The organism is Myxococcus sp. CA039A (genome assembly GCF_013336645.1).
Classification (GTDB): domain Bacteria; phylum Myxococcota; class Myxococcia; order Myxococcales; family Myxococcaceae; genus Myxococcus; species Myxococcus llanfairpwllgwyngyllgogerychwyrndrobwllllantysiliogogogochensis.
In genome coordinates this window covers 1-15,457 of sequence record NZ_JABUMQ010000276.1, presented here as the reverse complement: position 1 = coordinate 15,457, position 15,457 = coordinate 1, and the positions used below count along the sequence as shown (strand labels likewise).

The following is a 15,457-nucleotide window of genomic DNA, read 5'->3' as shown; positions in this document are numbered from 1 at the left end:
ACACCGGGCCCTCCAGCCCCCTCACCCCGCGCTTGACAGCCTTGGGGCCGGGGTCTAACGCACGGCGACATGAGCACTGCCCGGTTCCCGCCGTCCCCGACGCGCCCGATTCTCAACGAGGGTCCGTTCCGCGCCCTGCTGCTGGAGAACATCCACCCGTCCGCCGAGGCGCTGCTGGCCGCCGAGGGCTTCCAGGTGGAGCGCACGTCCTCGGCGCTCAAGCCGGCGGAGCTGGCCGAGCGCCTCAAGGGCGTGCACCTGCTGGGCATCCGCAGCAAGACGACGGTGCCCGCGGAGTCGCTGGTGCACGCGGACGAGCTGCTCGCGATTGGAGCCTTCTGCATCGGCACCAACCAGGTGGACCTGACGTCCGCCAACACGCACGGCATCCCCGTCTTCAACGCGCCCTTCAGCAACACGCGCAGCGTGGCGGAGATGGTCATCGCCGAAATCATCGCCCTGACGCGGCAACTGTTCGACCGCAGCCGCGAGGTGCACACCGGCCAGTGGCGCAAGGTCGCCACCGGCAGCCACGAGGTGCGAGGCAAGACGCTGGGCATCATCGGCTATGGCCACATCGGCTCGCAGCTCGGCGTGCTGGCGGAGTCCCTGGGCCTGCGGGTGCTCTACTTCGACGTCATGACGAAGCTGCCCCTGGGCAACTCGCGCGCGGTGGGCTCGCTGGACGAGCTCTTGGCCGAGTCGGACTTCGTCACGCTCCACGTCCCGGCGCTGACGTCCACGCACATGATGATGGGCTCCGAGCAGCTGGCGAAGATGAAGAAGGGCGCCTGCCTCATCAACGCCAGCCGGGGCACGGTGGTGGACATCAGCGCGCTGGCGGCGGCCCTGCGCTCCAAGCACCTGGGCGGCGCCGCGGTGGACGTCTACCCGGAGGAGCCCGAGGGCAACTCGGATGGCTTCGTCACCGAGTTGCAGAACCTGCCCAACGTCATCCTCACGCCGCACATCGGCGGCTCCACCGAGGAGGCGCAGGCGTCCATCGGCAGGGAGGTGGCCGTCAGCCTCTCCAAGTTCTTCCGGACGGGCGCGACGACGGGCTCGGTGAACTTCCCCATGGTGGAGGCGCCGCTCATCCCCGGCACCCACCGCATCCTCAACGTGCACCGCAACATCCCCGGCGTGCTGCGCGACATCAACCGCATCGTCTCCGACTTGAACGCCAACATCCACGCGCAGGTCCTCAGCACGGACGCGAACATCGGCTACCTGGTCATGGACCTGGACCAGGACGTGTCGCGCCCCGTCTGTGACGCCATCGCCGGCCTGACGACGGACATCAAGACGCGCATCGTCTCCTGACGTCAGCGCGCGCCCATTGCGCGCTCAGGCGTCCAGAATCTTCCCGGGGTTGAGCACGCCCCGGGGGTCCAGGGTCCGCTTGAGCGCGCGCAAGAGGGCCAGCTCCTCCTCGGAGCGCGAGTAGCCCAGGTAGTCCTTCTTCAACAGGCCGATGCCGTGCTCCGCGGAGATGCTGCCCGCGTGCTTGCGCACCAGCTCGAACATGGTGGGGTCCGCCTGCTTCGTGTGGGCCAGGAACTCCGCCTTGTCCAGCGCGTCCGGCTTCATCACGTTGACGTGCAGGTTGCCGTCGCCAATGTGGCCGAAGAGGCAGATTTCCCACCCCGGGTAGCGCGACTGGAAGACGGCCTCCAGCTCCGCGCAGAACGCCTCCAGGCCCGCGACGGGCAGGGAGATGTCGTTCTTGTGGGGCAGGCCCGTGGCGGACAGGCTCTCGCTGATGCCCTCGCGCAGCGCCCACAGCTCCGCCGCCTGCGCCGCGCCCTGCGCCTGCGTGCCGTCCGTCACCAGCCCCCGCTCGAAGAGCGAGCCCAGCCACGCCTCCACCGCCGCCGCGTCGCGTGACTCCACCTCCAGCAGCACGTAGCAGCCGCTGGTCGCCTCGAAGGGGGAGCGCAGCTTGCGGTGGCGCTGCACGCGCGAAAGGCAGCGATCCGTGAAGAACTCGTAGGCGGAGATGAGGAAGGCCGTCTGCTGACGGGCGTCCCGGAACAGCCTCAGCACGGCGGCCACATCCGGCACGGCGAAGAGGAAGACGTCCTGCTTGCCGGGAAGCTGCGTCAGCTTGAGGGTGGCCTCGGTGATGACGCCCAGCGTGCCCTCGCTGCCGATGAAGAGCTGGCGCAAATCCAGGCCGGTGTTGTTCTTCTCCAGCGCGCCGTTGAGCTCCAGCACGCGGCCGTCCGCCGTCACCACCTGGAGCCCCAGCACCCAGTTGCGGGTGAGGCCGTAGCGGATGACCTTCACCCCGCCCGCGTTGGTGGCGATGTTGCCGCCCACGGTGCTGGAGCCCTTGGAGGCGAAGTCCACCGGCCACGTCAGGCCATGCTCGGCGCAGTGGCGGTGCACCGCCTCCGTCACCGCGCCCGCCTGCACGCGCACCGTGTTGCCGAGCAGGTCCACCGGCCCCAGGCGCGCCATGCGCTGCAGCGACAGCACCACCTCGCCCTTCGCCGCCACCGCGCCACCGGCCAGGCCCGTGCGGCCTCCGGAGGGCACCACCGCCACGCCGTGCTGGTGGCACAGCGCGAGCAGCCGGGACACCTCATCCGTGGTGCGGGGCAGCGCCACCGCGCTCGGGGCCGGGGCATACACGCGCGTCCAGTCGCGGCCGTACTCCTTCAATTCCTCCGGCTCCTGGGTGAGGAAATCGACGGGGAAGCCCTCGGAGAGAGCGCGGAGGAAGTCGGCGGGGAGCGCGGCGCTGGACATGCCCCAGGCGTATTGCAGGTCCCACCCGGTGACAAGGTGCGGCGAGGGCCCCGGCGCCTGGGAGGCCGCCCGGAATTCACCGGGAAACGAACAGGAAAATGGGCTCGTTGCGTATACCCAGGCGACACCCGTCGGGTTCTGTCGGGCCGTCCCTGTATCCCACCCCACCCTCCAGGATTCCGAAGATGCATCCGAGCCGAGTCCTCCGCGCCGCCGCCCTGCTGCTCGCCTCCGTGACGCTGACGCCCTCCGCGCTGGCGGCCGAGACACCCCAGCCCAACGTGCCCTACGTCTTCGTGACGGTGGACAGCTACTCCCTCGTCCAGGCGGACACCATCCAGGTCACCGGCGTCCTCCAGGGAGAGAACACGCCCCGGACCCTGGAGTTCGAGTTCCCCTACCCGTCCACCAACTACTACGGCGCCAGCCCGCATATCGCTCGCTGCGACCGGCTGGCCTTGCTGCTCATGAACAAGCCAGGGGCCTACCTCCTCGAGCTGTCGCTCCGGTACCAGGGGGCGATTGTCACCTGCAAACTGACCCGCCGGACGGCGGCGCCGGCTCCCTGACGGACGGAAGACGGGACTCCCGCTCATGGCGACGACGCGAAGCATCTGGCTGGCGCTCGCGCTGGCCCTGCTGGGGCTCCAGTCTGGCTGCGCCGATGGTGGCGATGGCCTCGGGACTGGCGGCAAGGACTCGGACGGCGACGGCGTGGCGAACGACGCGGACTGCGAGCCGTTCAACAGGGCGAACTGGCACGAGGTCTCCGCCTACGAGGACGTGGACCGTGACGGTCGGGGTGACGGGGCCTTGAAGAAGGTGTGCGCCCCCGACAACGCCCTGCCCCTGGGCTGGACCTCGGTGCCGGGAGACTGCGCCCCGAAGGACAGCTCCCGGTGGCGCACGGTCTCCGGCCTGTATCCGGACCGGGACAGCGACGGCGCCACGGGCCCGGGTCCGGTGGAGGTCTGTCTGGGGGAGACCCTCTGGGGGTATCGCGAGCAGGCGGGCCCCTCGGACTGCGATGACGAGGATGCGCGCTTCGCGGTGGCTCGCGGCGCCTGGCCGGACCTGGATGCGGACGGGTATGGCGAGGGCCCTCGCGTGGACGTCTGCGCCGGCAAGTCGCCACCGCTGGGGTTCTCCATCGTGGAAGGAGACTGCGCGCCGCTCGATGCCACTCGCGCGGTGTCTCTCGCCTATCTGTACCGGGATGTCGACGGGGATGGCCTCACCGTGGATGCGCCGGGCGCGCTCTGCCTCGCGCCCCTTCAGCAACTGCCTGCCAGCTACACCCTCCAGTCCCTCGGCGCGGATTGCGACGACTCGGACTCGACGGTGTGGCGGACGCGCGACGTCTACGTGGACGCGGATGGCGATGGCTTCGGCACGGGTGAGCCCCAGGCCCGGTGCGCGGGCGCGGTGGCGCCTCCGGGACATGCGCTCCAGGGCGATGACTGCGCCCCCGGGGACGCCACGCTCTGGCAGTGGCGGGGCTACACGTACCGCGACGCGGATGGGGATGGCGACACGGTCCCCGAAAATGGCGTGCGGTGCAGCGGCGAGTTTCTGCCCCAGGGCTATGCCCACCTTCCCCGCGGGCTCGACTGTAACGACCAGGATGCTTCCATCCGGGTGAGCTGGAGCGTCCATCCCGACGAAGACGGGGACCTGGTGGGCGCGGGCACGGCGGTGACGCTGTGCGCGGGTGGCACGGTGCCACAGGGCTACTCGACGCTCGGCTCCGACTGCGCGCCCTCGAACGCCAGCGGGTGGCAGCTCCGGGAGTACCGGCATCGCGACGCGGATGGGGATGGCTACACGGTGCCCGAAGCGGGCAACGTCTGTGGTGGCACCGCACTGCCTCCTGGCTATGCGTGGACCGAGCAACGCCGGGACTGCGACGACACGAGCCCCACGCGACACACGTCGCTCCTGTCCTGGCCGGACCTGGATGGAGATGGCGTGGGCGCGGGCACGTCGGAGACGCTGTGCACCGACGGGCAGACGCCTCCTTCCCGGTCGGCGGTGGGAACCGACTGCGCGGACGACGATGCGACGCGCTGGGTTCAGCGCAACTACACCCACGTGGACCGGGACCTGGACGGCGCCACGATGCCCGAGCAGGGCGGTGTCTGTGTGGGCAGCGCGTTGCCAGCGCCGTACTTCACGAAGGCCACGGGCAACGACTGCGACGACGCGGACCCGGAGCGCACGCGCTGGGTCGTGCTCTATCCGGACATGGATGGCGACGGCGTGGGCGCCGAGCCCCGGCAGATTCCGTGCATCGGCGCGACGATACCTCCGGGCATGTCCATCTACGGCTACGACCTGGACGACAACGACCCGGACGTGACGGAGGCCACGGAGGACGACAGCGACATGGACCTCATCCTGGAGCCGTGAGCCGCATTCCCGCCATCTGACGACAGGCGAACCCTTGCCTGGAGTCGGGGCGGGACTGCGTCACCTCGTGACTTGCATCGTCAGTGGGTTGAGGCCATCCTCATTTCCGGCGCGGGAAACCGCGCTGTCCATGACCTCTTCTCACTGACAGCTTTCGCTCCTCGAAGCGCTCCTCCTCGCCCTCGACGCCATGCGTCCGAGGTGGCGGGTGAGGCGCTCCCCGTGAGCGATTCCCACAGCACCGCATTCACGTCCCCACCGCACCCTTCCGGCGCGGAGCGCCACCCGTGCGCGGTGGGACTTCTCGAATCCGAGGTCCTCCTATGCAACCCCAGAAGCGCAAGCTCGCGTACCACGTCGCCACCACCCTCGACGGCTTCATCGCCCGCGAGGACGACTCCTTCGACTGCTTCGCGAACGAAGGCGACCACGTCACCGAGTACCTCGCCACGCTGCGCACCTATGGCGCGGTGGTGATGGGCCGCCGGACGTATGACATCGGCCTGAAGTTCAACGTCACGGACCCCTACCCGTACCTGGAGACGTACGTCGTCTCGCGCACGATGAAAGAGAGTCCGAATCCCCGCGTCCACCTCATCTCCGACGACGTCGTCGGCGCGGTGCGCGCGCTGAAGGCCCAGGAGGGCAAGGACATCTACCTGGCGGGAGGCGGAGCCCTGGCCACGCAGTTGCTCACCGCGGGCCTCGTGGACGAGGTCCTCATCAAACTGAACCCGGTGCTGCTCGGCGCGGGAATCCACCTCGTCTCGCGGCTGGGTTCACACATCCCCCTGGAGCTGCTGTCGACCAAGGTCTACCGGACCGGCGTCGTGCTGCTCCAGTACGCCATCAAGCACTGAGCCTTCGCGCTCCAGGGTGCCCGGACGTGAGTGCGCTCACGTCCGGGCGCTCTTCGCCTTTCCCGGCGTGACGGCGTCCGGCCAGGAGCGGAGAATCAACTCGGCCGAGGACTGCGCGGACCACTCCATCTGCCCCATCAGGACCTGCCTGCCGCGACTGACTCGAAACGGCTTCCACAGCGGAGCCTCCTCCCGCTTCAAGGAGTCCCAGGCCGACCAGCTCACGCCTCCAGTGGCAGTCACCAGCCGCGTCAGCCAGTCGTCGAACTCCGTGCCGGACAGCCAGCGGAGCTGCTCCAACACTCGGCCCACGTCCGCCGCGAGCGTCGACTCCCGCCCCGTCACCGTCGAGAGCACCTGACGACCGGCCCCCTCCGGAATGAAGGACACGCCGCCAGGCCGCAGCACGGCCCACCCCGAGCGGGCCGCCGCCGCCGCCTCCCGCAGCGATGCGGGAAAGACAACCACGTCCGCGAGCCGTACCCCGGAGCGCACCCGCCCCAGCAGCGGAGGCTGGCTGTGCAGCTCGAGAAGGGTCGCGAGCGCCTTGGCGTCCGCGAGATGAGCCACCTGGAGCCGGGGCTCACCCTCCACCTTCAAGTCGTGCGTGGGCCCCAGGTGGACACCTCCAGGCGCGATGGTGGCCAGGGGGACGGAGACGGTCTCTCCGAACGTCGGCATCCACAACAGCCGCCTGCTCGTCATCCAGACGCGACCCGCCCGGGCCCACGCCACGAACAGCGGGGCGACGATGAACGCCACCAGCGCCACCCCCGCCCGACTCCCGTTTCCTCGCAGCAACGCCAGGAGGAGGACATACAAGCCCCAATACAGCAGGGCCATGGAGACCAGCAGCGGAAGCGTCTGTCCCGAGGAGACCGGCGACAACCGGTCCGCCTGGAACAGCAGCACCTCACCGGGCTCGAGCGTCATCGTCGCCCGCTTGCCCACCAACCCGTCCAGCCGCGCCAGCTCCACCTTCAGCACGGGAGGACCGGACACGTGCACCAACCGCGACAGTCGCGCGCGCACCAGTGTCTTGAGCCGCTCCCGGCGCGCCTCCAGCTCGCGCAGCCCCTCCATCACCGGCAGCGTGTCGGACCAGCCCTCCACCCGCGCGCGCCGGCTCGTCCGCTCCAGAGCCTCCTCGACGGTGGCCTCCTGAGCCAGCCACTCCGAGACGAGCGTGGGATGCGCGCGCCACCGACGCTTCCATCCCCGGCCGCGCAGCACCGACTCCAGGGTGTCCGCTCGCCGGAGCGCCGCCTCAAGCACCTCCGCGCGACCTTCCAACTGGACGCGCACGTCTTCGGCGGTGGGCCCTTCCGACGACTCCTTCGCGGCGTGGACGCGCTCGGTCATGACCCGCTGCTCAGCTTGGGCTGAACGTCCTCGCTCGAATCCTGGAGGCCCTCACTCCAGGCGTGCACCAATCGGTAGGCGAGCTCCCGCTTCGTCAGCCCCACGTTGCCGACGAGCACCTCCTCGCCCCGGGTGATGTGGACCTCCTGCTCCAGGGGAATGTCCCGAGCCACCCGCGCATCCTGAGACGACCAGGCCGCGCCCCCCGTCGCCACCGTGGCCCGCACGAGGTACGCGTCCAGCTCCGACTCGGGCTGCCAGCACAGGCCATCGAGCACGCACTCCAGCTCGACGCTCGACAGCAACCTCCGGCCAGTCGCGGCATGCAACAGCGCCGCGCCCGCGTCGGGGTCGGGGAGGAAGAAGACGCCACGACCCAGCAACACGGCCTGCCCGGAGCTCCACGTCCCCTTGCGACGCAGCAACGCCGAAAACGTCAACAACTCCACCCGCCGGTCCACCCGGGCCGCTTGCGCCCGGACGCGGGCATCGCGAAACAACTCCATCAGGACGCGCAGCCGGTCGGCGCTCGCGCCATCGAACCGCGTCAGCCGGATGAAGTGGTCTCCGCGAAGGCTGAGCGCTCCCCCGCCGTCCTCCAGTTGGAGTCCGCCCTCCTCCAGCGAGTCCAGCCGCACGGCCACCGGGGGCTCGTCTCCCGGCGCCATCCACACCACGCGCTCCGGCGTGAGCCAGACGACGCCCGGGGCCTTCATTCGCAGCAGCGTCACCGTCCCCATCAACAACGCGACCAACGCCAGCGTGCCACCGACCAGCGCCACTCCCGTCGAACCGAGGAGCAGCAGCCAGAGAATCCCCACCCCGAGGCCCAGCGCGGCCAGGACGAAGACGAAGGCCACCACGTACTGCGGCGCCCGACCCACCGAGGCGATGCGCAGCGCGAAGGGCTCCGTCGGCGTCCGTTGGAGGGAGACCTCCTGGGCGCAGACCTCCTTCAGCTCGCGCAACTTCTCCTCCAGCGACAGGGACTCCGTCACGAGGCCCCGGGTCAGCAGCGCGTCGCGCACGCGCAGCGCCATTCGCTCGCGGACCTCCCGCACCCGACTCGCGGTCTTCGGAATGGACGAGCCCTCCGGCCAGCCCTCCTGCTCACCGCGCCGCTCGGTGCGCTCCAGCGCTTCCAGCAACGTGGGCTCCACCTCCAGGACGTCCTGAATCAACGAGGGCTCGTCCTGCAACGTCCGCCGCCAGCCGCGCGAATCCAGGGTCCTGTCGAGCATGCGATAGCGGCGGAGGGCGGACTCAATCAGTTCCACGCGCCCTTCCAGGCGGCGGCGCAGGTCCCCCTCCGACGGTCGCGACTCGGGCACCACGGCACCGGTTCGGTTGCGTTCGGACATTGCCCTCGCAGCATATCCGGTCGGGCCCTCCCTCTGGGAGCAGAGCCCGTGAGCCCCAGGACAGTCCCGACGACGGCACGAGGGAATCCCCTTCCACCGTGCCTAGGCTCGCGCTCACGCGCCGCTGGGGGCGCGCCTTGCCGGGGGGCGCGGCATGGACCGCATGCGAAGACCCTTCCTCATCGCCGCGCTGGTGCTGCTGGCGCTCTGTGTGCTCGTGGAGGTGGGCTCGCCCATCCTGCTGCCCCAGAAGTCGCCGGACTGCTCGGTGCTGAGTGGCACGAAGCCCTGCGCGCCCCTGCCTCCGGGCTTCCCCGAGGACTGCCGTCCCCTGCACACCGCGATTTGCGAGGGCGAGGACGTGGACCCTTCCGACGTGGTGCGCACGCAGAAGGAGAACCCGCCCACGCCGGGCCTGGGCATTCCCTACCTCGCCCTGGTGGATGCGCTGCTGTTGCTCACGCTCGGGTTGATGGGCGCAAGCCTCATCATCCCCGAGCGCGTCCACGGGCGAGTGCAGGGACTGGCGACGCTCATCGGCTCCATCGTCGCGCTGCTCACCGGCTTCGGCCTGCTCATGGCCGCCATCGCGATGACGATGACGATGATAACGCTCGTCGCGTCGGTGCCCTTCGGCACGCTGGCCTATCTGGCCGTGTGGGGCTTCTTCAACCGGGGAGGCGCGGCCGGCACGCTGGGCTTCTTGATGTTCCTCAAGCTCGCCGCGGGCGTGTGCCTGGTGCTCGCGCACCAGCGCTTCCTCCAGAACAAGGGCCTGGTGCTGCTCTACCTCACGTCGCTCCTGGCCAACGCCGTGGTGTCCCTCCTCCACGGACTGGTGCCCGGCATCCTCGTCAGCATCACCGACGCGGTGAGCGCCATCATCGTCGCCATCCTCGGCCTCATCTGGGCCGTGCTGCTGCTGGTGGGCGCGCTGGTGTCCATCCTCAAGGTGCTGCGCCTCAAGCGCGCCGCGCCAGCCTGAGGCTGCTCCTGCTCACCTCAGTCCCAGCTCGCAGATGGGACGCTGCGGAGGGGCCGACAGACACGTCACCTCCAGGTCCGCGCCCTCCTTCGCCACGTCCAGCTTCTTCGCCTCCTTCAGCGGGTCGAACTTCGCCGGCACCGACGGCTTGCCCCTCGACGCCAGCGACACCCGGACCACGGAGAGGGGGCGGGGCACCACCTCCAGCGAGCGCATCCGCGTGTCGGACGCCTTCACGTCCACCCGGCAGGAGCCCCCGCTCGGAAGGACGAGCACCCCCTCCTGGAAGGCACACGTCGCGGCCAACTCCGTGGCATCCACCGGCTCGGGCTTGATGAACCGCTCCCGGAGTTCCTGGGCGGACTGCGTGGGACTCTCGCGACGGGAGGACTCATCCTTCGCCCCCAGGCCCACGCCCAGGACATAGAGCGCGACGATGGCGACGATGGCCAGGATGAGCACGACATGGAGGGGCTTCAGCTCGGGCATGGCGCGGCGCTACCGGATGATGCCCTCTTCCCGCCGACGCATCTCCAGTTGCAGACGCTGCTGCTCCTGCATCTGCTCCATGATTTCCGACTTGCGGGGGGAGACCTGGAGCATCTCCTGGTTGAGCACCGTCGCCCGGACGTTGACGCACTGGCCATTGCTGCAGACAGTGAAGTCGGGGCACGGGCCCGGGCATTGGAAGCCCAGCGGGGCGACCTGACACGTCCCCGCGCAGAAGCCGGAGAGGCAGACCTCGTTGGACCGGCAGGGCTGTCCATCCGAGAGCTGGCAGAGCTTCGTGGGGCCACACTGCGCCGGCTGGCGACAGTCCGCGTTGCTCTCGCAGCGCCCGTCGTCCCGGCTGCATTTCCCGTCGGCGCGGCAGTAGAAGCTGGAGCAGTCACTGTCGCGCTCGCAGTCCTGCAGGGACTCCAGCAGGCACAGCCGCGAGCCGGGCACCTCCGTGCACTTCAGCGGCCCCGGGCAGTCGCGCTGACTCGCGCACGTCTGCCCCAGTGCCAGCTGGCACTCGCCCCTCCTGTTGCAGAAGCCGGTGGAGCACATCGCGCCGCCGTCACACGCCTCGCCCGCGGACACCAGGCACGAGCCGCCATCCGGGTCCGTACACGTGAGCCCCTTGTCACAGTCCCCCCCCGGGCAGGGCTGGCCCAGTTCGGCGCCCCCACTCGACGAGATGATGCCAATCACCGTCCCGAGGATGAGGATGACGCCCGCCGCCAGCGCGACCCACATCCAGGGGAAGGGCTTCTTGGGCGGCGGCGCGGCCACGACTTCAAAGGCCGTGGCGGGCCCTTCCGCGTAGCGCTCGTCCGGGTTCGTCACGTCCACCACGAGCAGGTGGAAGGTGAAGCGTCCCGGCGGTGTTCCCGGTGGGACGCGAAGCTGCACGCTGAGCTGCTGCGTGCCGTCCGGCGCGAAGTCCCGCTCGTCGCCTCCGGAGATGGTGGCCCACTCCGCCTTCGCGCCGGGGCCCGGGACGATGGAGGCCCGGGCTCGGACGGGGGCACGCAGCGCGTTGGACACCGTGTAGGCCACCTCCCCTTGTCCCGTCGCATTCAGACGGACGGTGTCCGTCACGGCGGTGATGTCAAAGGCGCGGGGCATCAACTGGCTCCTTGAGGCGGCTGCGCGAAACGCAGCTCATAGGTGACGTATGCGGGCTTTTCCCGCTCGATGATTCGCTCCAGCAGCAGCCGGTGGGAGGACACCGCCGAGGGCGCGAGCACCAGGACGTGAAAGGGCCGCGGCCTGCCGTCCTCGCCGGGCACCGCGTCGTCCACCTGGAAGTCGGTGCGGCCGGTGGCCGTGGTGAGGAACAACCGCAGGCCGCGCGCGGTGCCGCGCCAGCGCGATATCTCCACCGCCTGCGCCACCAGCTCTCGCAGCCGCCCCAGGCCCGTGGACACGGGCAGGTCCATGCCCACCCAACGCGCCAGGAAGGGCACGAAGCGGTCCGGCGCCCGGCGCGGGTCGAAGTGGGACTCCAGCCCGGCGAGCACGTCCTCGCTGGGCGCGTGCAGCGCGTCCATCACCGCCAGCAGCGCGGTGAGCGGAGAGCCCGGCAGCACGGTGCGCTGGAAGACGCCCGGCAACAGCCGCTGGATGTCAGGGCTCCGCATCGTCCGTCACCACTTCCAGCGTGTGCGCGCCGGAGCTGAGGAGCCACGTGGGCGGCAGCGTCACCTTCTCGGTGAACTCGCGCGTGGAGACGGGCTCATAGCGCTCGCTGCCTCGGGGGCGACGGAAGACGCCGTCCGGTCCTCCCGCGAGCACCGGGGCGCCCGTGGGCGAGGACGCCAACGCGGACACGGGCTGGAACAGGCGCTCCGCCTCGCGCAGCGGCAGGCCACAGCCCACGTCGGGACGCCGCCAGGAGGCACCGGGGCGACTCGAGTCCACCCACAACACACCCACGCGGTGGCTGCCCGCGTACACGGTGGAGCCGCTGAACGCGAGCGCCAGACAACTGCCGCCATCCCAGTTCCTGTCGAACGGACGCCAGCCGTCCGGAGGGTCCGCGCTGCCCATCAACTCCCAGCACAGCGCGCCCCTGCCCGGGTCCGCGCCACTGGCCGCGGCGAGGCCCGCCCAGAGGAAGGAGCGAGGCCCGTCCTTCTGGACCTCCAGCACACGCACGTCCTGGCCCTTGGGGCCGATGGGACGGAAGGTGCCTCCGCGTCCACCGCCGCTCGACAGGAAGACGCCCCGAGTGCCCATGGCCGCCACCGCGACATTCACCGCGCCGCGCACGTCCGTCGTCGCGGCCACCGCGTAGAAGCCCAGGTCCTGATTGGCGGGGTCCACCAGCACCTGGATGGGCGTGGCGCCCGGACGCGACACCAGCTCGAACAGGCCCACGCGCGTGGCCAGGAGCAGCACCGGCACACCGTCGCGCTCCGCCCACGTCAGGTCCTCCACCGCGTCCAGCGTGTGCGTGGTGTCGTCCCACGTCTCGCCGCAGTCGTAGGACAGGTGGATGCGGGAGCGCTTCGAGTCCGCGGCCAGCCGCGCGCACACGGCGACGAGGCCCGCGCGCTGGGGATGCGCCTCCACCGCGTCCACGTCCTCGCCGGGGAACAGGCCCGCCCGCTCCCAGCCGTCCGCGTCGTTGACCGTGCGGAACAGCGTCTCGCCGCCGCCCGCGTAGAAGGTGCCCGGCTGGAAGCTGTCGGCGGCCAGGGTGCGCACCTCGCGGGGCACCTCGTCCACCAGCAGCCGCACCTTGTCGAGGTAGCTGACGCCCGGCTCCGCCAGGAGCGCGTCGTAGACATGCGAAGCGCGCAGCGCCTGGCCGAAGCGCCACCCCTCCGGCTGGAGTCCCGAGGGCAGTGGCGTGAGCACCTGATGGAGCCGCTCGGTGAGCCGCGCGCGCAGCGCAGCCGTGTCCTCCTCGCGGTGCGCCACCACGCGCGCCTGCACCCGCACCGTCTTGTAGCGCGCCCACTCCACATGGCAGGTGGTGCCCAGCGGACGGCGCAGGTCCAGCTCCGCGTGGATGCGCGCGCGGGCCTCCTCCGTCTCGTGCTCGCGCAGCGCCGCCTCCGTGATTCCCTCACCCGACGCGCCTCGCACCTCCGGCGGCAGGTGCGGCACCAGCAACACCTCCACCGTGCCCGCGGGGGCGTGGGACCACAACTGCGCCAGGGTGACGGCCTTGGCGCGCGCCACCGCGCCGGAGCTGCGCAGCGCCAAGAGTTCGAAGTCTCCCGCGGTGACGGCGCGCCGCAGCGAGTGCAGCTCCTGGGGCCCACGCAAGAGCGCGTTCTCCAGCGTCTCCGCCACGCGGCCTCCCGTCGCGGGCCGGGGGTTGGTGACCTTCAAGCCTGGGATGGGCGCCTTGAGCACCTCCAGCGTGCCCGCCGCCACGTTGCCCGCGGCGCCTCCACCGCGCCGGTACCAGAGGCGAATCTCCCGCCCTACTCCCGGCACCGCCGCCAGCGTGCGCGGCTCGTCCAGCGCCCCCGTCTCGTTGGCCAGGCGCACCGAGGACGCGAAGGTGATGGTGCCCGTCATCCGGTCCGCCACGTACGCGGGCTCGTTCGAGTCCAGCGCCGCGAAGTTCTCCACCTCGCGCCAGATGCGGTAGGTGCGGCCGTCATGGCGGCGGGCCGGCGCGCGCGCATCCAATTCCCCGGGCCCCGCCTCCACTCCCACGACGAGGTCCAGCGAGTCCCCGGTGGGCGCGACGATGGGGGGACGCTTCGCCTGCACGGTGAGGCCCGGCAGGCCCGTGCCCACGCCCACCAGCTCCCCGTCCACCGGGTCGCAGTGATACGCGAGCACCTCCACCTGCGTGTCCCCTGGCGCAATCGTCACCGCGTCCGCCGTGTGGAACACGACGGGCTCCACGCCCGCGCCGGCGCGCGACAGGGTGACGGGCGTGTTGCGAGGAATCTCCGTCGGTCGCTCGGAGGCGCGGGCCAGCGAGAAGCGCAGGCGCACCGACGCGGCGGCGGGCGGCTGGAGGCGCACGCCGAGCAGCCGGAGGAACTCCACGTAGGCCTTCTCCGGCAGACGGTTGAGTCGGTACAGCATCGTCTCGGTGAGGTGAGAGAACACCTCCACCAGCACCATGCCCGGGTCGTGCGGCGTGAGGTCCGTCCACTCCGGACACAGGGCGAGGATGCGTGAGCGCGCCTGCTCCACGAGTTGGGAGAAGCTCCGGTCGTCGAGCCGGGGTGTCGGCAGCGACGTCATGTCGGGCCTCCCGCGAGCGAATAGGGATAGGCCAGCCGCTCCGTGCGGCCGGTGGAGCGCACGCGGTACTCGACGGACACGTCCAGTCGGAAGCCGTCCTCCGCGCTCCGGGTGGCGTCCAGGTGAAGCACCTGGATGCGCGGCTCCCAGCGGTCCAGGGCGCGGCGCACGTAGTGGATGGCGAGCCCCGCGGTGGTGTCGTCGTTGTTGGCGAAGAGCAGCTTGTGCAACTCACAGCCGTAGTCCGGGCGCATGACGCGCTCGCCGGGCACCGTGGTGAGCAGGAGCAGCACGGCCTGACGGATGGCGGCGTGCTCCTCCACCATCTCCACGCGGCCTGTCGGCGCCACGCGCAGGCCGGACTTCTCCGCCATCTCGAAGTCCGGGTGCGCGAAGCGCCAGGTGCGGAAGCGGGGGGCGCTCATCGCTCCTCCGTCACCAGCATCTGGCCGGGCGCGTTGACCTTGTACTTCACGATGCCGGGCGGCGTGCCGTCCGTCAGCCCCGTCAGCGTGTCCAGGCACACGGGCTTGCCGTCGATGGTGACCAGCGTGGAGTACCCCTGCTGCACCTTCAACGTGGTGGTACAGGGCTTGATGGTGGGGCCGATGTTGGGACACCCGCCGATGGGACGCCCCTCCGGGTCCGCGCGCACGAGCAGCGGCCGGCGCTCCACCGTCACCCAGGGCTGCGAGTTCACGAGCCCCACCCGCCCCAGCTCATGGGCACACACCACCAGCGCGTCCACGGTCAGCAGCCGCATTCAGCCTCTCCGGAAGTCAATGGACCGTCCACGGATGACCACGTCCTGGCCCGGCGCCTCGAGCTCCATCGCCACCTTCGAGTGCAACCGCACCCCCTTCGGTGACAGCTCCAGGTAGCTGCCGGTGCCATCCTCCAGGCGCAGCGTGCGGCTCTCGTCGTCCAGCTTCAGCCGGTGCCCACCCGTCGTCAGCAGCGTGTAGCGCCGCACCGAGCCGCCCTCGACGCCCGCGTCCGGAGGCCCCCCGCCTCCATAC

General features: G+C 70.6%; 15 protein-coding genes. 5 read left to right on the top strand and 10 right to left on the bottom strand.

The annotated features are described in order from the left end of the window. Positions 1-69 precede the first annotated feature (69 nt). A complete protein-coding gene (serA, locus tag HR086_RS34905) occupies positions 70-1,323 on the top strand; it encodes a phosphoglycerate dehydrogenase (protein WP_174461082.1) in 1,254 nt (417 codons plus the stop codon). A gap of 24 nt (positions 1,324-1,347) precedes the next feature. On the opposite strand, the gene HR086_RS34900 is transcribed toward serA, so the two are convergent. Then, positions 1,348-2,754, bottom strand: a complete 1,407-nt coding sequence (locus tag HR086_RS34900) for an FAD-binding oxidoreductase (protein WP_174467801.1) — start codon at positions 2,752-2,754, stop codon at positions 1,348-1,350. Positions 2,755-2,939: 185 nt separating this feature from the next. On the opposite strand from HR086_RS34900, the gene HR086_RS34895 reads away from it, so the two are divergent. The 3 genes from HR086_RS34895 (at position 2,940) to HR086_RS34885 (ending at position 6,023) form a co-directional block, all read left to right on the top strand. Then, positions 2,940-3,323, top strand: a complete 384-nt coding sequence (locus HR086_RS34895; RefSeq protein ID WP_174457936.1) for a hypothetical protein — start codon at positions 2,940-2,942, stop codon at positions 3,321-3,323. A 25-nt stretch (positions 3,324-3,348) separates the two neighbouring features. Then, the gene (locus HR086_RS34890; protein ID WP_174457935.1) at positions 3,349-5,163 is read left to right on the top strand and encodes a hypothetical protein; all 1,815 of its coding nucleotides are present in this window, start codon (positions 3,349-3,351) and stop codon (positions 5,161-5,163) included. 323 nt (positions 5,164-5,486) lie between these two features. Continuing rightward, positions 5,487-6,023 (top strand): dihydrofolate reductase family protein, encoded by a 537-nt coding sequence (locus HR086_RS34885; protein WP_174457934.1) that lies wholly within the window; start codon positions 5,487-5,489, stop codon positions 6,021-6,023. A 36-nt stretch (positions 6,024-6,059) separates the two neighbouring features. Here the strand turns inward: HR086_RS34885 and HR086_RS34880 are convergent, their stop codons facing one another. Together HR086_RS34880 and HR086_RS34875 are read right to left on the bottom strand one after the other, a co-directional pair. Continuing rightward, positions 6,060-7,385 carry a hypothetical protein gene (locus HR086_RS34880; protein WP_174467800.1) on the bottom strand — a complete coding sequence of 442 codons (1,326 nt, stop codon included), beginning with the start codon at positions 7,383-7,385 and terminating at the stop codon, positions 6,060-6,062. Beyond that, positions 7,382-8,662, bottom strand: coding sequence for a hypothetical protein (locus tag HR086_RS34875; RefSeq protein WP_174467799.1), 1,281 nt, complete (start codon positions 8,660-8,662; stop codon positions 7,382-7,384). The genes HR086_RS34880 and HR086_RS34875 overlap by 4 nt, the downstream gene beginning before the upstream one ends. A gap of 247 nt (positions 8,663-8,909) precedes the next feature. On the opposite strand from HR086_RS34875, the gene HR086_RS34870 reads away from it, so the two are divergent. Further along, positions 8,910-9,731, top strand: a complete 822-nt coding sequence (locus HR086_RS34870; protein WP_174467798.1) for a hypothetical protein — start codon at positions 8,910-8,912, stop codon at positions 9,729-9,731. Positions 9,732-9,743: 12 nt separating this feature from the next. Here the strand turns inward: HR086_RS34870 and HR086_RS34865 are convergent, their stop codons facing one another. From HR086_RS34865 to HR086_RS34835, 7 genes are all read right to left on the bottom strand, one after another. Further along, positions 9,744-10,220 (bottom strand): hypothetical protein, encoded by a 477-nt coding sequence (locus HR086_RS34865; protein WP_141647004.1) that lies wholly within the window; start codon positions 10,218-10,220, stop codon positions 9,744-9,746. Positions 10,221-10,229: 9 nt separating this feature from the next. Further along, positions 10,230-11,345 carry a hypothetical protein gene (locus HR086_RS34860; protein WP_174467797.1) on the bottom strand — a complete coding sequence of 372 codons (1,116 nt, stop codon included), beginning with the start codon at positions 11,343-11,345 and terminating at the stop codon, positions 10,230-10,232. Further along, positions 11,345-11,860 carry a phage tail protein gene (locus HR086_RS34855; protein ID WP_174457928.1) on the bottom strand — a complete coding sequence of 172 codons (516 nt, stop codon included), beginning with the start codon at positions 11,858-11,860 and terminating at the stop codon, positions 11,345-11,347. The genes HR086_RS34860 and HR086_RS34855 overlap by 1 nt, the downstream gene beginning before the upstream one ends. Further along, positions 11,847-14,438, bottom strand: a complete 2,592-nt coding sequence (locus HR086_RS34850; protein WP_174457927.1) for a putative baseplate assembly protein — start codon at positions 14,436-14,438, stop codon at positions 11,847-11,849. Before HR086_RS34850 ends, HR086_RS34855 begins: the two co-directional genes overlap by 14 nt. Beyond that, positions 14,435-14,863: a GPW/gp25 family protein gene (locus HR086_RS34845; RefSeq protein WP_141649480.1), complete on the bottom strand. Its 429-nt coding sequence runs from the start codon at positions 14,861-14,863 to the stop codon at positions 14,435-14,437. The genes HR086_RS34850 and HR086_RS34845 overlap by 4 nt, the downstream gene beginning before the upstream one ends. Further along, positions 14,860-15,201 carry a hypothetical protein gene (locus HR086_RS34840; RefSeq protein WP_141649479.1) on the bottom strand — a complete coding sequence of 114 codons (342 nt, stop codon included), beginning with the start codon at positions 15,199-15,201 and terminating at the stop codon, positions 14,860-14,862. The genes HR086_RS34845 and HR086_RS34840 overlap by 4 nt, the downstream gene beginning before the upstream one ends. Next, on the bottom strand, positions 15,202-15,457 hold a 256-nt coding region (locus HR086_RS34835; protein ID WP_217442064.1), incomplete at its 5' end, for a hypothetical protein. It abuts the gene before it with no gap.